The 20,049-nt window shown below is 55.7% G+C and carries 22 protein-coding genes and 1 tRNA gene; 15 read left to right on the forward strand and 8 right to left on the reverse strand.

Going from position 1 to position 20,049, the window contains the following annotated elements; genetic code table 11:
• Positions 1-13 precede the first annotated feature (13 nt).
• A complete protein-coding gene (locus KF767_11570; protein MBX3018522.1) occupies positions 14-3,097 on the reverse strand; it encodes an outer membrane lipoprotein-sorting protein in 3,084 nt (1,027 codons plus the stop codon).
• A 121-nt stretch (positions 3,098-3,218) separates the two neighbouring features.
• Here KF767_11570 and KF767_11575 point away from each other — a divergent pair, with 121 nt between their 5' ends.
• Positions 3,219-4,730 (forward strand): hypothetical protein, encoded by a 1,512-nt coding sequence (locus KF767_11575; protein MBX3018523.1) that lies wholly within the window; start codon positions 3,219-3,221, stop codon positions 4,728-4,730.
• A 25-nt stretch (positions 4,731-4,755) separates the two neighbouring features.
• Here the strand turns inward: KF767_11575 and KF767_11580 are convergent, their stop codons facing one another.
• A complete protein-coding gene (locus KF767_11580) occupies positions 4,756-5,427 on the reverse strand; it encodes an SDR family oxidoreductase (protein MBX3018524.1) in 672 nt (223 codons plus the stop codon).
• Positions 5,428-5,698: 271 nt separating this feature from the next.
• On the opposite strand from KF767_11580, the gene KF767_11585 reads away from it, so the two are divergent.
• Positions 5,699-6,814, forward strand: coding sequence for a hypothetical protein (locus tag KF767_11585; protein ID MBX3018525.1), 1,116 nt, complete (start codon positions 5,699-5,701; stop codon positions 6,812-6,814).
• 4 nt (positions 6,815-6,818) lie between these two features.
• Here KF767_11585 and KF767_11590 read toward each other — a convergent pair whose 3' ends face one another.
• From KF767_11590 to KF767_11605, 4 genes are all read right to left on the reverse strand, one after another.
• Positions 6,819-7,331, reverse strand: a complete 513-nt coding sequence (locus tag KF767_11590; GenBank protein MBX3018526.1) for a GNAT family N-acetyltransferase — start codon at positions 7,329-7,331, stop codon at positions 6,819-6,821.
• A complete protein-coding gene (locus KF767_11595) occupies positions 7,295-7,480 on the reverse strand; it encodes a hypothetical protein (protein MBX3018527.1) in 186 nt (61 codons plus the stop codon). The genes KF767_11590 and KF767_11595 overlap by 37 nt, the downstream gene beginning before the upstream one ends.
• Before the next feature lie 79 nt (positions 7,481-7,559).
• Positions 7,560-8,891 carry a hypothetical protein gene (locus KF767_11600; GenBank protein MBX3018528.1) on the reverse strand — a complete coding sequence of 444 codons (1,332 nt, stop codon included), beginning with the start codon at positions 8,889-8,891 and terminating at the stop codon, positions 7,560-7,562.
• Positions 8,892-9,620 (reverse strand): hypothetical protein, encoded by a 729-nt coding sequence (locus KF767_11605; GenBank protein MBX3018529.1) that lies wholly within the window; start codon positions 9,618-9,620, stop codon positions 8,892-8,894.
• Positions 9,621-9,796: 176 nt separating this feature from the next.
• Between KF767_11605 and KF767_11610 the strand changes: the two genes are divergently transcribed.
• The 4 genes from KF767_11610 (at position 9,797) to KF767_11625 (ending at position 11,209) form a co-directional block, all read left to right on the forward strand.
• A tRNA-Met gene (locus tag KF767_11610) sits at positions 9,797-9,873 on the forward strand.
• A gap of 250 nt (positions 9,874-10,123) precedes the next feature.
• The gene (locus tag KF767_11615; protein MBX3018530.1) at positions 10,124-10,330 is read left to right on the forward strand and encodes a hypothetical protein; all 207 of its coding nucleotides are present in this window, start codon (positions 10,124-10,126) and stop codon (positions 10,328-10,330) included.
• Between the two features lie 54 nt (positions 10,331-10,384).
• Positions 10,385-10,759 carry a TIR domain-containing protein gene (locus KF767_11620; GenBank protein MBX3018531.1) on the forward strand — a complete coding sequence of 125 codons (375 nt, stop codon included), beginning with the start codon at positions 10,385-10,387 and terminating at the stop codon, positions 10,757-10,759.
• Between the two features lie 9 nt (positions 10,760-10,768).
• Positions 10,769-11,209, forward strand: a complete 441-nt coding sequence (locus tag KF767_11625; protein MBX3018532.1) for a TIR domain-containing protein — start codon at positions 10,769-10,771, stop codon at positions 11,207-11,209.
• A 6-nt stretch (positions 11,210-11,215) separates the two neighbouring features.
• Here the strand turns inward: KF767_11625 and KF767_11630 are convergent, their stop codons facing one another.
• Positions 11,216-12,697 (reverse strand): SIR2 family protein, encoded by a 1,482-nt coding sequence (locus KF767_11630; protein MBX3018533.1) that lies wholly within the window; start codon positions 12,695-12,697, stop codon positions 11,216-11,218.
• Positions 12,698-12,765: 68 nt separating this feature from the next.
• Positions 12,766-13,617: a Dam family site-specific DNA-(adenine-N6)-methyltransferase gene (locus KF767_11635; GenBank protein ID MBX3018534.1), complete on the reverse strand. Its 852-nt coding sequence runs from the start codon at positions 13,615-13,617 to the stop codon at positions 12,766-12,768.
• 43 nt (positions 13,618-13,660) lie between these two features.
• On the opposite strand from KF767_11635, the gene KF767_11640 reads away from it, so the two are divergent.
• From KF767_11640 to KF767_11680, 9 genes are all read left to right on the forward strand, one after another.
• Positions 13,661-13,903, forward strand: coding sequence for a helix-turn-helix transcriptional regulator (locus KF767_11640; protein MBX3018535.1), 243 nt, complete (start codon positions 13,661-13,663; stop codon positions 13,901-13,903).
• Complete coding sequence (locus KF767_11645; protein ID MBX3018536.1) at positions 13,893-14,699, forward strand: site-specific DNA-methyltransferase; 807 nt, start codon at positions 13,893-13,895, stop codon at positions 14,697-14,699. Before KF767_11640 ends, KF767_11645 begins: the two co-directional genes overlap by 11 nt.
• The gene (locus tag KF767_11650) at positions 14,696-15,511 is read left to right on the forward strand and encodes a hypothetical protein (GenBank protein MBX3018537.1); all 816 of its coding nucleotides are present in this window, start codon (positions 14,696-14,698) and stop codon (positions 15,509-15,511) included. The genes KF767_11645 and KF767_11650 overlap by 4 nt, the downstream gene beginning before the upstream one ends.
• Positions 15,511-16,278 carry a hypothetical protein gene (locus KF767_11655; protein ID MBX3018538.1) on the forward strand — a complete coding sequence of 256 codons (768 nt, stop codon included), beginning with the start codon at positions 15,511-15,513 and terminating at the stop codon, positions 16,276-16,278. The genes KF767_11650 and KF767_11655 overlap by 1 nt, the downstream gene beginning before the upstream one ends.
• Positions 16,279-16,357: 79 nt before the next feature.
• Positions 16,358-16,810: a sigma-70 family RNA polymerase sigma factor gene (locus KF767_11660; GenBank protein MBX3018539.1), complete on the forward strand. Its 453-nt coding sequence runs from the start codon at positions 16,358-16,360 to the stop codon at positions 16,808-16,810.
• A gap of 45 nt (positions 16,811-16,855) precedes the next feature.
• Positions 16,856-17,581 carry a hypothetical protein gene (locus KF767_11665; protein MBX3018540.1) on the forward strand — a complete coding sequence of 242 codons (726 nt, stop codon included), beginning with the start codon at positions 16,856-16,858 and terminating at the stop codon, positions 17,579-17,581.
• Positions 17,582-17,821: 240 nt separating this feature from the next.
• Positions 17,822-18,043 carry a helix-turn-helix domain-containing protein gene (locus KF767_11670; GenBank protein ID MBX3018541.1) on the forward strand — a complete coding sequence of 74 codons (222 nt, stop codon included), beginning with the start codon at positions 17,822-17,824 and terminating at the stop codon, positions 18,041-18,043.
• A 1-nt stretch (position 18,044) separates the two neighbouring features.
• Positions 18,045-19,145: a site-specific integrase gene (locus KF767_11675; protein MBX3018542.1), complete on the forward strand. Its 1,101-nt coding sequence runs from the start codon at positions 18,045-18,047 to the stop codon at positions 19,143-19,145.
• 540 nt (positions 19,146-19,685) lie between these two features.
• Entirely contained in the window at positions 19,686-19,997 is a 312-nt protein-coding gene (locus KF767_11680) for a hypothetical protein (GenBank protein ID MBX3018543.1), read from the forward strand.
• The last annotated feature ends 52 nt before the right edge of the window (positions 19,998-20,049 follow it).

Raw genomic sequence — 20,049 nt, forward strand, 5'->3', positions numbered from 1 at the left:
GCAGGTGAGGACGCTACCACGCCTTGGCGAGTGAATCCACACTCAGTTTTTGCGCGGGCAGACCCTTGTTCACTTTCAGGTCCGCAAGTTCGATGTCGGTGCCGCGCTTATTTCTGAGATTGCGGATCGCCATCTTTGTGGGGCGAATGACGTGACCCACTTTTTTGTAGCCGCTGAACTGAATCGTTTTCGCTTTCACGCCCTTCACGAAGTAGTCGAGCTGCATCGGCAAGTCTTTGCCGGGAAGGATCCACACCTGGACCTTCTCGTAGGGGCTTTTGCCGGAGGGTAGAGTGGCTTCCAGCACGTCGTGCTTTTTGCCGTTCAGCTCCTGCTGGCCCAGAAGTTTCACTTCGGTTTCGCGGATGACCGACGGATTGAAATCCTCGTAACGGAGCTCCGACCCCAGGACGCCGCCTTCCGAAGATTCGGCCGCGACGACTTTGCGCACCTGTTTGGACGAGGGCAGGTAGACCCACTGGTTTTCGTCCTCTTTGGTGACGATGGAAAGAAGGCTTGTGCCTTTCAAATCCGAGGGGGCGGTGATGCGGGCGAGCATGCGCTGTTCGCTCTTGCCGCCGGTGCGCTGGATCTCGATCTCGCGCACGAGTTTCGATCCGTCGGTTTCAAGGATCGTGAGTTTCACTTTCGCCGATTCATCTTTGGATTCGAACTGTTTGAGCGCTTTCTGGAAGCGAACTTTCAGGTCCGCCTGCGCGTGCGCGAGGGGGCTGGCCGCGAAGATCAGGGCGAAAAGAAGAAGGGATGCGGCGCGATTCAGATCGACAGACATATCGGGTCTCCGGACGGGTTGAGGGGACGGATTCAAAACGGGAAGGACGGGTGCCGTGGGGGCTTCGGCCACGGGCTTCTTTTCCAGGCCGAGTAGGCCCGGCTTCCACGCGAGCAGCGCCGGCAGGAAGACCAAGTCTCCCATCACGCCCGCGAGGATCGACACCAACATGAAGGCGCCGAAGCTTTGGTTCACCGAAAACTCCGCGAACAAGAAGACCGCGAATCCCGCAACCACCACCAAGGTCGAGTGCAAGCAGTTCACGATCTCTTTCTGGAAGACGTGCTCAAGGAGTCGGACTTTGCGCCCCTTTTTGATCAAAAGCTGAAGGCGGTCGAAGACATAGACCGTATTGTTGAAGGCGAGTCCCAGTGAAATCGAGAAGATCAACGCGAGCGGGGGTTTGATCGGCGTTTGGAGTAAAGCCATCATGCCGAGCAAAATCGCGGGCGAGATCAGGTTTGGCAAACACGCCACGAGCGCCCAGCGCACCGAGCGGAAGACGGGGACCAAGATCAAAAAGATGGCGGGCATCGCCTCCCAGAATCCGAAGATCAGTCGACCCGAAACGCGGTTGTTGGTGGCGTGCAGATGATTCGCCATGCCGGTCGCCGACACCGTCACTTCCGGAAAGTCCGCTTGCAGTTCGCGGTCGATGCGGTGAACGAGGGCCGTCATTTCGGGGCCGGGGATGTCGCGGACCTTCACTTGTAAACGCAGGCTTTTCCCGTCGGGGGAAAGGAAGGGTTTCAGCGGGCTGGGGCCGGACAGCGTGTACAGGAACATGAGCTCCGAAACGCCCGCCGAAGTTTTCGGGAAACGGTTTTCGCCGAAGGCCTTCAGGAAATCCACCAGGCTCAGCACCTGGCCCACGCCCGCGGTCTCGCGTAAACTTTGAACCCGGTCGTCCAAACGCTCGAGATTCTTGGGATCCTTCCAGAAACTTTCGGACTTCGCGGTCAACTCCACGTTCAGCGGAATCACGCCCCCGAAGTTTTGGTCGATCGTTTCCGTCGTCACGCGGCTTGCGTGACCGGCGGGCAGATCGTCGAAGACGCGGGTGTGCCAGTTCAGGCCCAGCGCGCCGAGCGACGCGATCACGGTGAGCGCGCCGATGCCCAGGACTAGCGGTTTGTGGTGGCGCATGACGATCAAGGTCAGGCGCGCGCGGAACTGGGTCCAGGCGCGCGGTACGGGCTCGGGGGAAAGAAGGGTCAGCGGCGGCAGGATCAAGGACGCCATGATCCAGCTGATCATGATGGTCGAGCCGACGACGACTCCGTACTGCGAGATCATCGGGATGTCGGAAGGCACGAGCGTCGCGAAGCCCACCGCGGTGGTCAGGTTCGCCAGGAAGTTCGGGAAGAGCAGCTCGCGTTGAACGGCGAGGTGTTTCCGCCAGTCTTCGTGGCTTCGCTCGTGCAAACGGAAGAAGGTGTGCACCAGCTGCGCCATCACCGTCACGGTCACCATGATCGGGACGGTGACCGTCAGAACAGTCAAATCCACGCCGAGCAGCGTGAGCGACCCCAGCACCACGACGTTGGAAACGACGACCGTGATGAGCGAAACCAGAACGGGCGCAATGCCGCGAAAGAGCGCGAAGATCAAAAGAAAGGTCGCGAGGAAACTGAAACCCACGAAACGGAAAAGCTCGTTTTCGAGCAGCGATTGGAAGCCCGCCTGGATCGCGGGGATGCCGCCGATCTGAACGACGGCGCCCGGGAAGGCCGCTTCGACCTCTTCATGGGCGCGCGCGAAGACCGCTTTCATCTTGGGGATGTCGGTGGTGGTGAGCTCGATGTAGACCAGCGCCGATTTCTGATCGGGCGACAGCAGCAGCGGGGTCATCAGCGAGTCGTTCTGAAAACGTCGCTCCCAGTCTTTCGCGGGAACGATGTCGGTCAAAAGGCCCGCCTGAATGGACTCGTCGCCGATTTCGGCGCCGGGGCGATTGGCGAAGCTCATGACGGTCGCGACGCCCTCGACGTCTTTGAGCGCGGCGCCGACCTCGCGAAGTTTGCGCGCGGCTTCGAGGTCGATCCAAGTGCGGCCTGCGGGGCGGGTGACGATCACCGCCAGCGCGGGATCCTCGCTGAGTTGGTATTTTTCGCGCACCTTTTGTGCGGTTTCGAGTGTGGGATCGCCTTTTGGCAAAAACTGTTCAAGGTCGTAGACGGTTTTCGTCTTGAGCATCGGCGACGCCATCAGTGCGGTCAGCAGAAACAGCGAGACGAGCGCGAAAGCGGACAACCGCTTGACGTTTTTCTCGGAGATTTTCGGATCGCGACCGGGCTGAGACATGACGAAATTTTCCTTTGGGTTTCTGGACCAACGTCCGATACCTTTTCTCGTGTGAGCCTTCATCGGCGCGGCTTCTCGGCTTCTTGAGGTAGGACGAATGCTTTTCAAAGTCATTTCTCGAATGAAATTGGGCCTGATCAAAGTGATGACGAAGAAGTCATCTTTGCGCGTTTTCGCGCTCGCGGTGCTCACCATTTGTTCGACGCTTTCGGCGACTCCGGCGACCGCCGGAGTTTTGAAAACCGATCTGCAGTTGGTTTTGCCCAAATCCGAGATGGTCAATGAAGCCCTCAAACAAAAGGGCGCGCTGAAGTTTTCGCGCGAAAGTTTGACGTTTTCGAGCGAGTTCCCGGTCGAGCTGAAAAACATCGATCTGGATTTCGAATACCAGGTGAAGACCTTGAACCCCGGTTTGGGGGGCGCGTTCGCCACCGAAGTGGAAGTGACGAAGGTGGTCGCGCGCGCGGCGTCCTTAAAGATCGACACCGTCTTGCAAGTCGAAGCGTCGGGAGTGAAGGCCAAGATTCCGATCAAAGCCTTTTGCCAGGGCGTCACCATCCGCAATGAAAAGCCCGTTGTCTTTCAACTGAAGGGTCAAGTCCGCGAACTGCCGCGCTTGAGCTTGCAGCTGGAAGACGTGGACTGGGCGCACGTGGCGGGCGTTTGGAAACTTGAAACCGCCTCTTGCGAAGCCGCGCCCGGCTTCACCGCCTTTTTGAACGAGCAGCTCGCGAAGCTCTGGAGTGAATCGAAAGATTTGCCGGCTTACGTTTTCGAGGACGTGAACCGGGGGCTGGAAGAGTGGTTCGCGGGAACCTTGCGCGTCGAAAAAGAGGTGCCCGAGTTGTACAGCCACGTCACGCTGGAGGGAAAGACCTTCCAGGACGCGGGCGAGGCCTGGGTGTTCGGCATCGAAATGCGCGTGGACGCGAATCCGAACGAAAAGACTTTGTGCGCGACTTTGAAGGATGACGTCTATCTGCCCGCACACGGCCAAAAGCTGAGCGTCCGCACCGCTGAACTCTGGGCGAACGAAAAAGTCGTCGAGCTTTGGGGGCGTTGTCTGCACGAGCGGGGAAAGCTCAAACGCGAGGATCGCGGTCAAGAGATCGCGGGCTTCCGTAAACTCATGTCGTCGCGGTTTCTACAGTTCTTCGTGTGGCAGGATCTGATGCGCTTTCCGAAGTCGACGGACTTTCACTTCATGACGTCCAGTTACGGCGCGCTGAGCTTGCGTCCGGTGGCGGCGAGTTCAGGCGTGAGTTATGCGCTTTCGACGCAGATCGCGAGCCGCATGCTTTACCCCGAGGCGGGGCGTTGGTCCTCTTATATGACCTTCTATACGCCGGTGTCTTTGGAGCTGGCGATGAGCGTAAAGAACTCGAAGCTGCGCATCGGGATGAAGGGCGCGCCCCGGACCGCGCTGAAGTACCGGTTCGATGTGCCGGCAGGGCAGCTCTATAGTTCGAGCGTCGGTATCTCGACCATCGAATCGGAAGTGAAAGACTTCCTGGCTCAAGAGATTTTTGAAATCGAACTTCCGCAGCTGCAACTCGGCCCCGACATCGAAGTCGAGGCCGCAAATCTACGTCGTGAAAATCAAACTTTGAAGATGGGCCTGAAGCGTCGTTGATCGGCGCTTTCATGGCCTCATCCGTTTACCACGTCAGCTCTTCACCCGTATAGTTCAGGAAATGACCGCTGGTCGCGGGCTTGGCGTTGTGGATCACTTTCCAAATCCCGCTCGCGGAATCCGGAATGCTCAAGGTGGCGCCGGTGCCGCCCATGTCCGTTTGCACCCAACCCGGATGCATCACGAAACTGGTCAGCCAGGGCTCATCGATGGAGAGACTTTTGTGAATCGCATTGAGCGCGGCCTTCGAGGCGCGGTAAGCGGCCGATCCGCCCGAGCTGTTGTTCCCGACGGAACCCATGAGGCTCGACACCGAAATCACCTTCGGGCTCTGACCTTTTTTGAGAAGCGGCAGAAGCTCCAGGGTCAGCAAATAGGGCGAGATCGTATTGGTGCGAAAGCTTTCCGTGAAGTCCGCTTCGGTGACGCCTTTTTTGTAGACGCCCGCGTTGTTGATCAGCGTGTCCACCGCACCCCATGAGCCCGCCGTATCCACGATGCGCGCACGTCCCGCCGGATCGTTCACGTCCGCCGCCAAGATCTTGAGGGCGTCGGGGAATTTCGGCGCGAGCTTCTGCAGCTCGGTCGCATTTTGCGGATCGCGAGCGACCGCGAGCACTTGATGGCCAGCCTCGAGCGCCTGACGGGTGAGTTCCAAACCGATACCGCGGGAAGTTCCAGTGATGACGACTTTCATAAGGTCTCCTTCGGCGGGGAATTTAACATAAGGCCTGAAGGTCGGGAAGAAATTGAGAAGTCTTCCGCGTATTTCGGTTCGGCGTGGAGAGTCGGGTTGAGACGGAAGCGGTGCGGCCTTTTTGTATTCGAACGCCTTGGATCTGAGATCCGGGGCTGCGCGTGAATTTGACAGATTCGAGTGAAAGCTCCGGGGCGCGGCCCTTTGCGCCACAATTTCGACAGCGTTGGCCGAACTCAAGAGCGGGCGAATTCCCTCCGAATCCTTAACCATGGCGCTTTTCCGGTTCTCTCGTTTGCTGGTCGCGATCTTTTTGCTGGTGCTTTCCGCCTGCGGCGACGGCGCGCGCATCGAGCTGGCCGCGGGTTCGGGCGACGAAGCCGCGCTCGGTGGCGGTGGCGGGGGAGAGGTCGTGACTCCCGATCCCGTCATTCCCGATCCGGGGGGCGGGGGCACGACTCCCGTGAAACCTTACTGTTCGAGTTTAAGTTTCGAAGGTGTGAAGTGGAATGCGGCCCTTACGCCCTACGAGCGTCGGAGCCTGGCGATTGCGCTCAGTCTGTCGGGAAGTTTTGAAGGCCCCAACGGTTGGCGCAATCTGACCAACAACTTCGACGGCATGGGGCTCAGCGCGGGACTTTTGAATCAAACTCTCGGCACCGCTTCGCTGCAACCGCTGCTTGCGAATTTGAAGTCGCGGGCGCCCGCGGCCTACAACGCGCTTTCGAGCACGCGCCGGGCTTCGTTTCTTTCGATGGTCGATAAATGGGTGGCGGCGAAATCCTACCGCGTCCCGACGCTGACCTCCGCGAGTTTACGTCAGATGGTGGAAGAGGCGCCGACCTCGTCGCATCTGGATATGCCCGAGGGGTTTCGGACCATGGGTGAGTTTCAAACCCTGGGAGTGGCGGAAGACGCTTCGGTCACATGGGCGAAGGCGAATCTTTATCAGTCGAACGGAAGCTTCAAACCCGAATGGAGTGCGGAACTTAAAAATCTTCTGGGTCATCCGGCTTACGTCAGTGAGCAGATCCTCGCGGCCGAAGTGCTGCACCGGCGCGCGCTCGGTTACGCCGCGCGCTTGGGTTTCACGAGCCTGCGCTCGTATCTTTTTATGTTCGATATCTGCGTGCAGAACGGAGGCCTCAATGAAGCCGAGTTCACCGAGCTTCAGGGTGCGATCGCGCGTGAGGGGCTCAAAGACGAAGCGACAATTCTGAAACGCCTTTTGGAAATCCGTCTGCGCCGCGTGCTTTCGCAGTGGCGAAACGACGTCCGCGCGCGCAAGACCGCCGTCATCGACGGAACGGGAACCGTGCACGGCTCCAAGCGCGATTTTCCCAAACAGTATTGTTATAGTTGGAACGACCGTACGACCGGCCAGTAACAAGTCAGACCGATTCGGCCAGACGTTTCAGCGGCGCTTCCGTCAAACGGTAGCGAATCCAGTCCGCCAGGGGCTCTGCGCCCAGGCTCTCATAAAATTCGATGGACGGTAGATTCCAGTCGAGCACCGACCACTCCAAACGGCCGTAGTTGCGGCGGACCACTTCTTTCGCCAAGTAAGCGAGAAGTTTTTTGCCGTAGCCGCGTCCCCGCGCCTCGGGCTTCACGTAGAGGTCTTCCAGATAAAGCCCGGGTTTTCCCAGAAAGGTCGAGTAGCTCGTGAAGTAGAGCGCGAAACCGACGGGGATTCCGTTGTCTTCGATGAAGACGACTTCCGCCGCGGGCTTGTCGCTAAAAAGCGTCGCGCGGAGCGACTCCTCCGTCGCGACGACTTCGTGTTCGAGTTTTTCGTACACCGCGAGCTCGCGGATGAAGCTCAGGATTTGCGAAACGTCCTGAGGACGGGCCGGGCGAATCAAATTCAGTTCGCCTTCGGCAGTGTGGAAGCGGGAACCCATGCGCCTTCGGTGCAGACGTAAACTTGCGCGGGACCTTGGCCGTCTTCCAGAAGAAGGGTCTGGCCTTCGTTGGCGCTGGTGCATTCGGGAAGTGCCGAAGCGAAGAGCGGGATCAAAGTGAGGGCGGCGGCGACGACGAGTGATTTCATGACGGCTCCAGAGTGTTGAAGATTCCCGCTTTGAATACGAGGTCGCTGCGGTCCTGGCAAGCCTGAAAACCGGGCATCTTTACCAGAAAACCAAAAGGCCGATCTGTGCGTCCGAGGCCTTTTCCAGGGCATGGGCGAGGGTTCCGGGATTGCCGCGGATCAGCTGCGTCGAGGCGCGCAGCTGATAGGTGTCATTCAAACGGTACTGCCCTTCGACCTGCAGGATCTGCGCACCCGACGGGGGCGCATAAATCGCGGCAATCAGCGCGTTCCAGTCAAAGCCCTGACTCACGCGCAGACCGAGAAGATGACTCTGATCAAAGATCTCGCGGGTGGAGTACACGGAGTTCGCAAGCTTTGAAGAGTCGGTGATGCGCGCGGCTTGATACAGAAGCGTCATCTCAAGTCCCCAGGGGCTGAAGGATTTTTCCAGGCCCAGGACCGTCGTGCGCGGAAGCGAGATCTCGAAGTCTTGCGTCGCGCGCCAGGTTTCGGCGTGGGCGAATTTCACGAGCGCGCCGAAGAGCTGCGCCGAAAGTCCCAAGCCCGCGATGCGCACGCGCTGGTATTTGGGCTCGAGTTCGACGTCGGGTTGCAGCTCCAAGACGAGTGGCGAAAAACTCACGGGCGTGAGCGTGACGGACGGATCCGAAAAATCCGGAAAGCTCGGGATGCCCTCGAAGCCGACGGCGTGCAGATCGACGCTTCCGAAGTTGTGATGGTATCTGGCCGCGAAGTTGTGATCGAGCGCGTGGGAAGGATCACTCGCCTCTTTGAAGCTGAAGCGCAGCGGCTGGTTCGGCATCTGAATGGGAACGGGATTCCCCTGAAACTCGGCGACGTAGTCGCCGAAGCTCGCGTCGCGCGGCAGGTAGCGGCTCGTGCGGGTGGGCAGCTCGTGACGGAACTGGCGCGGGACGTAGACCAGATCCAGACCGCCTTCCGCGTGCGTCCAGGTGGCGGTCAGCGCGGCGCTGCCGATCTTCACGGGGCTCAGCGGATTTCTCATCCAGCGCGGATTGATGACGTCCAGCGGATTCACGACGTCGGTCACGCCCCAGTTGAAGGTGTTCAGCCCCGCGGAAAAGTTGAAGTGGGTGCGGCGGTGCTCGACGAAGAGCTCCTGCGGGATCAGCTGCGTGCGATCCTTCGTTTCGATTTCGCCGCCGTCGATGCCCGCGATCATTTTGAATTTGAGCCGCGTATTTTCGCCCGCGTACTGAAGCGACGGCGTCGCCCAAACGAAGCCCGCGGATTTTTGCAGTTGCGGGGGCGCGGGGTCGGGATCGCTCAGGAACTGCTTTTGCCCCAGACGGATCTCGCCCTCGCTCGTGAGCTTGGCCGCATGGGCCGGAGTGGGAGCGATCAACGTGAAAAGGGCAGCGAAGAGGGCGAGCAGCGGCGCGGTCATTCAGTTCCCGGTTTTACTTTTCGGGGGCAGCGCGGGCCGGGGCTCGCTGGAGGATGTGGCCGCCGCATTTTTCGCTTTCATCTTGGCGTTCGCGGGCACGTCGAGTTCGAGCATCAGGTTGTGCACGCGGTGTAAATTCGAAGTCCAATCCGAAATGATCAGGCTATTGGAGTTCGCGTCGGGCACAAGTTCGCCGTCTTTCGAGAGCAGAATGCGGATGTCGCGGTTTACGCCCATGGCGGGGATGTTCTTCAGTTTCAAAACGTAAGTGACCATACGTTCAGGTTTCAGCGGTGGAAGCTGCGTGCGTACTTCGATGAGTCCGCGCTGGAGGTTGCGCGCGCTCCGCACGACGAGGGTGTCGCCCACGCGCGAGAAGCCGTAGCTCTCGAGCGACAGCGCCAGACTCAGATCGTCGAAGGCCTGTTGGAGCGTGACGGGGTGGGGGTTCAAGATCGTGATGCGGCCGCGGAGGCTGGGGTCGATGACGATCTTCACGCCCGCCATGCGCGAGTAGGACTCGAGCACCTTCGCCATGTCTTCGTTTTGGAAACTGAAGTTGGATTTGGGTTGGTCGTTGGTGGTGAGGTCTTCGCTTTCGACGGGCGCGGCCGTCGCCCCGCTCGGTGTATTGGTCGCGGTCGTAGGACCGCTCGGTGCGGGCAGAGTGCTTTGCGCGAAAGCCGAAGTTGAAAAAACGAGCGCGCTCGCAACAGAAAGCAGCAGCATGGTGGGGGCCCTCCTCCGTGAGTTCGCGCTCAGTTTAGGCGCCGAAGCCCGCCATGTCGAACCTGATCGTCTCGGCGCGCACGGGAGGCGCATCTTGGGACGGACCGGCATTCTTTTCGGAAGTTGAGGGGTTGACGTGAGGGGACGGCAGGCGTACTGTCGGACCTTCACTCGGACGCGGGGTGGAGCAGTCTGGTAGCTCGTCGGGCTCATAACCCGAAGGTCGTAGGTTCAAATCCTGCCCCCGCAACCAATTTTCGGTATCGCGATTTGACCGGGATCGCAAAATCCAAAACAAGTTAAGTACCTAAAATCACTCCAGAGGGTCTGACAGCCTTCATCCTGATATTTCCGATTCTTTCGCGAAATTTCGTGAGTTTGCTTCCTAGATGCTTCTCGGATGCTTCTTCGTTCTCTCGATTTCAGATCGTTTCAAGGCCCCGCAGAGCCGTGATAGGCGCGGCTCTGCGGGTGCCTTGATCGTTTTGACGAAGGAGAATCCCATGAGACTCGAAAAATTGATCCAGATTGCGCTTACGGCCGCACTGATTGGAGCCGCGACCGGCCAGCTCCCGCGCATGGTGCTGGCCGTGAGGATCGCGCAGTTGAAGCTGTTGGAGGAATCGCGGGCGAGTAAGTGGCCGAAGGCGCCTCTTTTGCCGGTTCGAAAACAGGTCAACGATCGAAAAAGATATACTGCTGTACCTTGACACTAACGAATCAGAAACCATGATTACGAGATTCCATCTAACTTTGGAGGCTTCATGGCTAAAAAGGGCGTTTTTGTCAGCTTTGATTTCGATAATGATCGAATTCTAAAGGAGTTTCTGATTGGGCAATCGAAGCTCGAAGATTCTCCTTTTTCCGTGGTGGACCATTCGCTCAAAGAAGAAAAGCCCGAAGCAACCTGGGAAGCCGAAGCGGAAAAGCGCATCAAACGCTGCGATCTGGTGATCGTAATGGTGGGCGACAAAACCCACGCTGCACCTGGGGTAAAAAAAGAAGTGGCGATGGCCGCCAAACATCAGAAAAAGATCGTACAGATTATTGGCTATAAGGACGGCAATCCGACTCCTGTTCCGAACGCCGGCACTCTCTACAAGTGGAACTGGGAAAACCTAAAGAATCTTTTGCGGTAGGAGGCGCTTATGGCCAGAAAAGTCTTTTTTAGTTTCAAATATGAAGACGTCACTCGCGCGATGGTGGTCCGAAATAGCTGGGTCACCAAGGAAAAAGAAGCTGCGGGCTTCATTGATGCCGCCGACTTCGAGGAGGTGGAGCGAAAGGGTGACGCCTCCATCAAAGCATGGATCGATCAGCAACTAGAAGGAACGTCCGTCACCGTTGTTTTGGTTGGGGCAAAAACATGCGGGAGCAAGTGGGTAAAATACGAAATCGAACAAAGCAAGAAGCGTGGCAACGGCTTGCTTGGAATCGACATCAGCAAAATTAAAAACTTTGACGGTGAAACGTCGGACCGTTGCGGGCAAATCCCCGACGGTTACCCCTTCTACCTTTGGTTCAAAGAAGAGGGATATAAAAATATGGGTGACTGGATCGAGAAGGCGGCAACAGATGCCGGACACTAACCTCGCTCAATAGCGCTCCTCTTGAAGCCGTCTAATCATTTTAAGAATTTTTGGCACACTCGCGGTCAGAGATCTGGGTTTTTTCTCCAGACGCTTCAGCTCAGCCAAGAACTGCTTGGTTTTCCATGAGCCCTTGACCTTGGATAACTTCGGCAGAAGTGCGCCTGCCATATGACCGGTGAAACCAACAGGAATTACCGGCATGCCTTTCTTCAAGGCAATTTCAAATTCCTCTTTAACGCCATTGGCGAGAACGATAGCCCCAGTTTTTTTATCTCTCTTGTTTCCAAACAAGAATATTGCAACCCCAGCCTCGTCCAAGATCGACTCCCGGTATTGCGTCCACAACGCCGGCAGGCTCTTTCCTCCGGTAGCAAACTGAGGGAACGGACGAAGAATCAAGAATGGATCGACACGGCGAAACTTCGTGGAAAAGATATGGTCTAGAGCTCCATTGATTACGGCGTCACCTACTCCGACACCGAATCCTGTCACGACCTCATATCCGCCTTTTACCAGGCTTTTGCCGAGTTCATGGACAAACTGTCTAGCTTCGGGCTCTCCAAAGGGCTCATACGTTTCTGCACTGCCGGAGATGAAAACTCTCTTCCGCTTTACCCGCGTTTCAATCATGCGTAAAAGCGTCGTCACGTCGTGATAGTCGTCCAGCAAAATGACCTTGATTGCGAACCGCTTCAGGTCGCGAATCTGTAGCTTCTGTTTCGTCTTGGCGTAAATGTACGCATCACGATTATTTTTGAATGCAGGATCAGTCGGGTGAACCCGGCGCATCAGGCAGAAATGCTCACGCTGATCTTTGCCCAATAAAATTCTAATGCGGCTCAAAATGTATTCGATGTTCGGATCGCTAAAGCTGAACCCCAAGAAAAGAAAGGTCTTGTCCACCAGATCTCCGCGAAGGGCAGTGGAAAACAGCTCTCGCTTACTAGAATAGCCCTCGTAGTCATCCTTGGTGACCACGGCTTCATCGGCCAAGGAAACATCTCCATGCATTTTGTAGACGATTGCATCGCGCATTGGGACGTTCACGGCCAAACTCGGAACAGTCTTCTTTACGTCTGGAGTCTTCCCGGCCTCGTCAAGCACCTCTTCGATCAAATGATCATAGTTAGTCGTCCAATACGTCTGGATAGGAAGCCTGGCGAGGATTCGGTGGTTCTCCGTGAGGTTCGCCTTCCGACTAAATTCATTGACCAGCGCTTCATTGATACGATGTCGACCGCCTTTTTCGTTCACGTGATACTGGGCGACGGCGATGAGGTCATTCTCCTGATCTACGTTCAGTCTGATCTCTTTTGCAATTTTCCGCAAAAGCCCACGCCAATCGACAAATCCAGCCGGAATCGAAAGTCCCGCGCCAGCAAAAATGGCTGCGGTTCTCTCCTCAATTGCCTTCACGTACCTATCAAGGAAATCTTCGATTTCGGGGGTAACCTTGAAGCGTTTTACCTTTGTGGTCTTTTTCATGTCGCAACCCCACTCATGCGCAAGCTCCGCGCCCCGAAGCCAAACCAATTCGCCGCAGAGTCGTCGGGCTAGTAGTTCAGCACCAACAGCTCCGCCACATCTCGATCTTGCGAGTTAAGATTGATCTCGCGGCGGGCCCTAACCGGCTCTAGGCGGTATTGCTTGTAAATGGCACGAATAAACGGCGTATCGCTATTGCTAAGAGCCCACTTCACTCCGCGTTCCGTAAGCTCATTGCAAAGAGCAGCCAGGCGAACCTGATCTTTCTCGCGGAACTGGCCGGCCGTATAGCGATTGAAGTCGGCATAACCGCCCAGCTTGTAATAAGGCGGATCGAAATAAATGAAATCGCCCTCTTCACAGCCGATAACGGCACCCTCAAAATCCCCCCGCAGGATCGTCGTTCCCGCCAATGCCTTAGAAACCGCGCGGAAGTTATCAGGGTCGAAATACCTGCGATCATATGCGCCATAAGGAACATTGAACTGGCCCTTCTGATTCACACGAAAGAGGCCACGGAAGCAGGTCTTGTTCAGATAAACGAAGTGGGCTGCCCTCGTAACTAGATCCAACGTCTTCGGGGAGATCGCTCGAATCCGCAGGAAATCTTCCTTGGTATTGGGAAGCCGCTCTAGTTTCGTAGCGACAGCCTTCCAATCGTCGCGAATGGCCTCGTAGGTGTCGATCAGCCACTCGTTCTGATCTGAGATCACAGCCACGGGATGCCGCAAGGAAAAGAAAACTGCCCCGCCGCCGATGAAGGGCTCTAAATAACGCTTATACGTCTTCGGGAAATGCGGAAGAAGTTGCGAGACGAGAGCCTGCTTCCCTCCAGCCCATTTAATGAAAGGCTCGGCCCGGAACTCGGGTTCAACGGAAGATCGGAGGCCAAAATCTAGCTGCTTCGTTTCGATACTCATAGGCTGTGGACTTAAAAGTAGCAACCCTGCATATTCGCTGTCAATGGCTGAAACCAAACATCCGGAATGCGTTCAATTCGGACAGCGTCTCCGGATTCTCCGCAAACAGAAGGGGTATTCCCAAGAAGGCTTCGCTCTTCACGCTGAAGTGCACAGAACATACCTGGGCGGACTGGAGCGTGGCGAGCGGAATCCAACCCTGACAGTTTTAGTCAAAATTGCGCGGGCTCTCGGAGTTCCAACATCGAGATTACTACAAGGCGTGGGAGGCGGAGATGACGCATAGGGTCTTCGTCATGGACAACCGCGAGCTCGAACGCCTCGAAGATCAGAGCGTGCACCTGACCGTCACCAGCCCGCCCTACGTGACGACAAAGTTCGAGCGCGATCAGGAGTTCGATTACGACGGCTTCATTAAACACTTCTCGAAAGTTTGCGAGCAGATTTTTCGTGTAACAGTGCCTGGCGGACGCTTTGCCTTGAATGTCGCCGACATCATCACGAAGTATCGCTACACCGACGACGACACAATCACCAGGCTACCCTTTGGCAGCGACACACTCCAGGTGGCGCAGCAAGCGGGCTTCAGGCTTTTGGAACGATTTATCTGGGACAAGGGCTTCACCCGAAATTTCGGCGGCCCGCTTCTCGGCAGCTATCCGTACCCGCTCACGATCTTCAATCAAAACTACTTCGAGTACATTTGGGTTCTGCAGAAGCCCGGCAAGCGCCGCGTGAAGCAGGAGGTCCGGGAAAAGAGCAAATTTGCGCTGGAGGAGTGGAGATCCTGGACTCAGCAATGGTGGCGTGTCGAAAGCATCTCTGAGAAGTTCAAACACCATCCGGCCATTTTCCCGGTCGAAATTCCTTACCGAATCATCAGAATGTATTCCTACGAGGGTGACACCATTCTTGATCCGTATATGGGCACGGGGGCCTCGATGATCGCGGCCAATCGCTGCAATCGAAGGTTCGTTGGCTTCGAGATCGACCCGCAATGCCCGATCCTGATCGAAAAACGGCTGGATTTTGATCTTCAACCCCTCCTTGAAACCCGGCCGCAGTATGAGGTCATCCAATGAAAGACGCTTTCTCGCTCGATCCCTGGCGAAAACTTGGCTGGAGAGATCCCTTCTGGGAGCTCCTACGCTTTTATTGCTCGCTGCGTGGAAATGAGCAGAAGGCATTCTTAAAGGAGCTTTCTGGATCCAAGTCGCCGGATTCAAGATGGTGGGATCTGCTCGGACTAACCGATGATGCGGCAAAGCTCATCGTGAGCTATTGCGAGCAGCGGGAAAAACTTATTGAAAAGGCGCTCGAATCGCTTCGGACGGAAGAAGAGGCCATCTCGTTCTGCAAGAAAAACAAGATTGAATGGGCTGTTACCAAGACAAAGAGCAAAGACCACCATCAATCTACAAAGACGCTGATCGCGACCGTTTCCGCGATTGCGGAACGCGTTTGCAAGAGCCTAGGCGAAACGCTCGAACCGAATCCTCAAAAGCGATGCGTTTGGTGCATTGACAATCATCTTCACGTTACGGCCAGGAACCTCGACGGCGCGGTGCCCTCGCTGCAAGATCCGTACATTGTGTGGGAGATCAAAGAGTATTGGGGCAAAACCAGCGGCGGCAGCAAGATGAGCGACGCCGTTTACGAGTGTCACCTCGTTGGCCGCGAGATCCGCGAGTACCAGGAAAAATCGAAGCACAAAATCGCGCACGTCGTCTTTCTCGATGGAAAGGACCAGTGGCACAGTAGGAAGTCGGATCTGGCCCGATTCATCGACCTGCATAACCAGGGACTGATCGACCATCTATTCATCGGGCGAACGATCGAAACGGAGTGGGAACCCATCCTTACCAAGCTGGTTCGGGCAAGACGGGATGTCTAATGAGGATTCCAGGCGGACTTTTCGCGACCCGAGCTAAGCATCTACGGCAAGAAGTCCTCACCGATCTATTAGACGCCTTCTATCGCGACGGCGCTTTTCCAGGGAAAGTACATTTTCTCATTGCACACGAAGCGCAGACGGACCTCATTGAAAAATTGGTGGAACAGCAGTTGATTTATGACGTCAATGATCAACTGGAGCTGTCTATCTTCGGGTTATTTATTCTTGAAACGGAAAAGAGTCGCGCCATCGTCCAAAGGTGCGAATCAGCTCTGGATGCGCTGAAGGAGAGGTTCAGAAGAAATCCATCTCAAGAGATAACCGTCGTTGCCTTATCCGAAGAACTCGGCATCGAAGCCAAGTCTCTGTCTTGTGACTTGTACTACCTGACCCAGCTCTCCATTTGGCAGACGATGGGCGGAAAGCCGATTTCATCCCTCAATTTGAAATTCGACATTCTGAGGCAGAAGTCATTCTCTGAGGGGTTTAAAGAAATCCATAAGTTGAGGTTCGGCGGGAAATTCAAATTTCTCAAAAGAAAGTTTTCTCCAAGCCTTAATCACTCTCCCTGGGACTCGAATAGAAAGTCAGTGTGGGTGCGCGGAAAGGAATTTTTCGGATTCTGGCATACGCTTTTTGTACTGCTTCTGGCCGTCGGTAGCTTCTTTGGAATCAAAAGCTGCAACTCCAAGGATGAAGTCCATCTGCCATCGCCAACGGTCGGCGGTTTGTCCGCACCCAACGGGAATCCTAATTCGCCAAAATAGCTAATGGCGTGTGGGCATTAGCTATTTTGGCGAATTAACTCCGCTTGAGATAAACAACTTCACTTGCTAAAAAGCTCGCATGACCGAGGGGATTCGCCGTCAAGGCTTCAAAAACAACCAACACCAGATTGACTGCTGGAATAGCTATTTAAGCCTGTTCGATACGCTCAGGCGCGAATCGCTCATTTCCTGGGAATCCTACTGGCGTCGCGCGGAAGCCATGCAGGAATCCGTCTGGGGCGAAACCAGCAGCGGTCTAAGCCATGCCGAAAAACGCCTCGTCCACGAGGCTATCGCCAAGCTGACGACGCGGGAACAGCAAGTAATCCACCTGATTTTCTGGCAAGACCTTTCACTTTCGCAGGTAGCGGAGCGGCTGCAAGTCACGAAGTCCACCACGCAGACGCTGAAACGCCGGGCGATCCAGAAGCTACGGAAGCTCTTGTCATACGATCCCCGTATAGTGAGAGACTTGAAATCTTCCGAAATCCCAATCGAAGTACCGAAACACCTCGACACCATAGCGAGCTGATTTTTTCGACTTGAGCGATCTCCCCGAAAAATAGGAGGCGCTATCATGCCCAAACACGAACGGCCCACGGAACTGCTCAACTTCGTCGCGAAGACTGGCTTTATCACCCGCGATCTCTGGCTTGAGTTTTTCTTTAAAGGTGGCAGCGAACGCTGGGCTTACCAGTCCTGGCGAAATCTGCACGACGCCGGCTACCTAACCCCGCATCCCACCGGATGCCTGAAGGATGTATCCATCTTGGACCTGAAACGATGTCCACGAGGGGAATGGTTTTACGGCAAGCCCGTAAAGCCGACCTTCATCGACTTTATCGAACACGATCTCCATCTCTACAGGGGCATTCTCCATCTCGAACGCTGCGGCCTGGTCCGTTTTTGGGAAACCGAAGGCAAGATCAAGTCGCGGCTCGGGCAGGAGTTCGGTTACAACCCGCACGAGTATAAGAACGCGAAGTATCCAGATGTACTTGTCGACTTACCGAACGCAGATCGCCCTTGGGCCGTCGAAATGGAGCTCTCGCGGAAGTCTACGGAACGATACTGTCGCGCGATGAACGCCTACGCGAGCATGAAGGACGTCGGCGGCGTGGTTTTTGTCCACAAGAAGGATGTCATCAAGAACGCAATCCTGCGCGCGATCAAGACGACTTATTTTCCGTTAGACGAAACTCCAGTGGCCTTTATCTCGCTCGAAAATTGGCAGACAACGCCGAGCCAAAGTTTCCGGAACGTGGTCGGGCCACTGTGCAGACATCCTGCAAACGCTGCATGATGTGCGCTTCGGCGCGCCGGTTCGTCATCTGATTCTTACAAACCGAAATCACTGCTGAATTCGATTCCACCCGCCCATTCAACGGTTCCTCTTTTGCTCCTGACCTCCCTCCCCCGACGAAGCGGTGAAGGGAGGTCAGGAGCGAGTAACCTATCCATCTGGGCGGGTGGAAGTTTTGCGGTTTTAACTGAGCATGATCCATACGGACGAACCTTGAGCAATCAGGGGTAAGGAAGTAACATGGTCAGCAACATTTACGAGCTGAAAAGCTCGGCGATCTTTGACAATCGAAGAGAACGCGAGTGGCTAACGACGAAGGAAGCAGCTCACTTTCTCGCGGTCAGCCCGAACGCGCTCCGAATCATGGTGCATCGAAACCAGATCGAAGCGTACAAGATCGGACGCCGACTGCGATTCAAGCTGAAGGACTGCCAGGCCCTCTTTCAAAAGAAAGGGGCCTAAAATGGCGATCAGAACCTATATCGAGAACGAGAAAAAGCTGTACGAAGTCTATGTGAACGGGCGCAATTCCCGCGGAGCAAGAGTCCAACGGAAACGCAATGGGATCGAAACCCTCCGCAAAGCCGAGCAGGTCGAATTTGAGCTCAAGCGCGAGCTGGCGGTGCTGCGAGAGGAAAAGGTGCCGCTCCGATTCGGTGAGTGGTTCGACGAGTGTATGCGGCAGATGAAGATCGACAAGCGACCTTCCACCGTGGACAACTACCAGAGCCAGATCCGCAAATGGGTGCTCCCGCATTGGCGGGATACCGAGATGCGGGCGATCACCAGGGCCGACGTGCATGAGATGATTTTTGAGAAGTGCGCGGCGATCCGAACGCCCAACAACCGCAAAACCGTCTTGAAGCTCGTAAAGAGGCTTTTCGAGATGGCCGTGGACGAAGGCGTGATCGACCGGACTCCCTGCGCGGGAATCCAGGTGAAGGCTTCGGAGGTGGAGCAGAAGGTGCTCACCACCTCCGAAGCCGAGAAGTTCCTGCGGGAAGCAGCTCTTGCCGATCATCGTTTCTATCCCATGTGGGCCTTGGCCCTCATGACGGGGATGCGATCGGGCGAGATGTTCGCGCTCCGCTGGAGCGACGTGGACCTGGATAGCCGGATCATTCATGTGACGCGGCAATGGACTTCCAAGAATGGGTATGGACCGACGAAAACGCAGAAATCGAGGATCGTCCCGATCTCCGACGACCTTTTGAGCTTCCTGAAAGGATTAAAGCTCAAAAGGGGCGCGGAGGAATCTGTTCTACCGAGGTTCCCGGAATGGGAGAACGGCGAGCAGGCGCGGATTACCCGAGAGTTCTGCCAGGTCGTCGGCGTCACACCTATCAAGTTTCACGATCTGAGAGCGACGTTTATCACCAACTTACTGGCCCGAGGCGAATCCTTGGCGCGTGTGATGTCCATCGTTGGGCATCACCAGCTCAAGACCACGAACGGCTATCTACGAAAAGCCGGGGTGGAGGTTCAAGGCGGTACAGATAAGCTGGGTTATAAACTTCCGCAGGTCGGTGAAGCCCAAATCCTGAGTTTGCGGCAGCGGGGCTGAAACGCCTTGCTTCCCGATGCTTCTCGCGATACCGATTGTTAAAGTTTTCGCGGGGTTGGGCGCAACCCATCCCCGCAACCAATCCCTACGATAAAATACTTTTCAAACTTCTCGTTGTGAACCTGATCGGGGGGCATGGCGGCGAAGCCTGCTTTTGTTGGTCTTTGGATTTTCTAAAGCATGCCAAGTCCACAGGCTCTGTACCTGTGGACTTGGACTGTTGATTGGATTGGAGGGCCAGCACTTCTGCTTGGACCGGATGACAATGAATGTCGATCCCGTCAGGGCGAAACACCAGACGGTCAATTAACTGTGCGAAGTAGCTTTTTCTGAAGTGATGTGGTCGCCAATCTTTACGGGAGGAGGTCCCATGTACAAAGCAATGCGAGCTGCTTACCTTGTGCAAGCGGACCCACAAACGACAGCTCCAGTACAAAAGAGAATCATGGCCGCCGAAGTCATTGGCCAATCTGAGAGGACGATTTAATATCCGATCCGAACATCAAAGACGTATGTCTTGACGGCAAATCTACGCAACTTATGGAACGGCAAGGAAATTCAGCAGTTGATTTTATCATTGATACCAGCTGCCAATTTGCCATTGTCATTCCTTCCTTCGTGGCGGATCAAATTGGTCTCGACGAATCGACATTGGTTCAGACGTTCGGGGTCAGCAATGCCGATGGCTCGACGGTCGAAGCGCCCACTCTCAAAGTGCTTCTCGTCATCAACGGTATTCCGATTATAACGACTGCAGCCATTTCTGGAGCGACTGGAGAGAAGGCGTTGGTCGGCGCCGAGCTATTGTCTTTGTTTGATTTGCAAATCCGCGAAGATTCTTGCCGGCTGTAGCGAGAAACAAAATTTTCTGAGCATTTTCTAATAAGCGAGGTGATGATTCGCT

Source organism: Pseudobdellovibrionaceae bacterium (assembly GCA_019637875.1).
Classification (GTDB): domain Bacteria; phylum Bdellovibrionota; class Bdellovibrionia; order Bdellovibrionales; family Bdellovibrionaceae; genus JAHBUW01.

What these genes read in the sequence shown, in the direction of transcription:
- KF767_11600 (MBX3018528.1), bottom strand. Translation starts at nt 8,891, where the DNA reads ATGACCGCGCCGCTGCTCGCCCTCTTCGCTGCCCTTTTCACGTTGATC.
- KF767_11665 (MBX3018540.1), top strand. Translation starts at nt 16,856, where the DNA reads ATGCCCAAACACGAACGGCCCACGGAACTGCTCAACTTCGTCGCGAAG.
- KF767_11675 (MBX3018542.1), top strand. Translation starts at nt 18,045, where the DNA reads ATGGCGATCAGAACCTATATCGAGAACGAGAAAAAGCTGTACGAAGTC.
- KF767_11570 (MBX3018522.1), bottom strand. Translation starts at nt 3,097, where the DNA reads ATGTCTCAGCCCGGTCGCGATCCGAAAATCTCCGAGAAAAACGTCAAG.
- KF767_11640 (MBX3018535.1), top strand. Translation starts at nt 13,661, where the DNA reads ATGGCTGAAACCAAACATCCGGAATGCGTTCAATTCGGACAGCGTCTC.
- KF767_11660 (MBX3018539.1), top strand. Translation starts at nt 16,358, where the DNA reads ATGACCGAGGGGATTCGCCGTCAAGGCTTCAAAAACAACCAACACCAG.
- KF767_11615 (MBX3018530.1), top strand. Translation starts at nt 10,124, where the DNA reads ATGAGACTCGAAAAATTGATCCAGATTGCGCTTACGGCCGCACTGATT.
- KF767_11585 (MBX3018525.1), top strand. Translation starts at nt 5,699, where the DNA reads ATGGCGCTTTTCCGGTTCTCTCGTTTGCTGGTCGCGATCTTTTTGCTG.
- KF767_11635 (MBX3018534.1), bottom strand. Translation starts at nt 13,617, where the DNA reads ATGAGTATCGAAACGAAGCAGCTAGATTTTGGCCTCCGATCTTCCGTT.
- KF767_11625 (MBX3018532.1), top strand. Translation starts at nt 10,769, where the DNA reads ATGGCCAGAAAAGTCTTTTTTAGTTTCAAATATGAAGACGTCACTCGC.
- KF767_11620 (MBX3018531.1), top strand. Translation starts at nt 10,385, where the DNA reads ATGGCTAAAAAGGGCGTTTTTGTCAGCTTTGATTTCGATAATGATCGA.
- KF767_11670 (MBX3018541.1), top strand. Translation starts at nt 17,822, where the DNA reads ATGGTCAGCAACATTTACGAGCTGAAAAGCTCGGCGATCTTTGACAAT.
- KF767_11580 (MBX3018524.1), bottom strand. Translation starts at nt 5,427, where the DNA reads ATGAAAGTCGTCATCACTGGAACTTCCCGCGGTATCGGTTTGGAACTC.
- KF767_11645 (MBX3018536.1), top strand. Translation starts at nt 13,893, where the DNA reads ATGACGCATAGGGTCTTCGTCATGGACAACCGCGAGCTCGAACGCCTC.
- KF767_11590 (MBX3018526.1), bottom strand. Translation starts at nt 7,331, where the DNA reads ATGGGTTCCCGCTTCCACACTGCCGAAGGCGAACTGAATTTGATTCGC.
- KF767_11605 (MBX3018529.1), bottom strand. Translation starts at nt 9,620, where the DNA reads ATGCTGCTGCTTTCTGTTGCGAGCGCGCTCGTTTTTTCAACTTCGGCT.
- KF767_11595 (MBX3018527.1), bottom strand. Translation starts at nt 7,480, where the DNA reads ATGAAATCACTCGTCGTCGCCGCCGCCCTCACTTTGATCCCGCTCTTC.
- KF767_11575 (MBX3018523.1), top strand. Translation starts at nt 3,219, where the DNA reads ATGAAATTGGGCCTGATCAAAGTGATGACGAAGAAGTCATCTTTGCGC.
- KF767_11650 (MBX3018537.1), top strand. Translation starts at nt 14,696, where the DNA reads ATGAAAGACGCTTTCTCGCTCGATCCCTGGCGAAAACTTGGCTGGAGA.
- KF767_11630 (MBX3018533.1), bottom strand. Translation starts at nt 12,697, where the DNA reads ATGAAAAAGACCACAAAGGTAAAACGCTTCAAGGTTACCCCCGAAATC.
- KF767_11680 (MBX3018543.1), top strand. Translation starts at nt 19,686, where the DNA reads ATGGAACGGCAAGGAAATTCAGCAGTTGATTTTATCATTGATACCAGC.
- KF767_11655 (MBX3018538.1), top strand. Translation starts at nt 15,511, where the DNA reads ATGAGGATTCCAGGCGGACTTTTCGCGACCCGAGCTAAGCATCTACGG.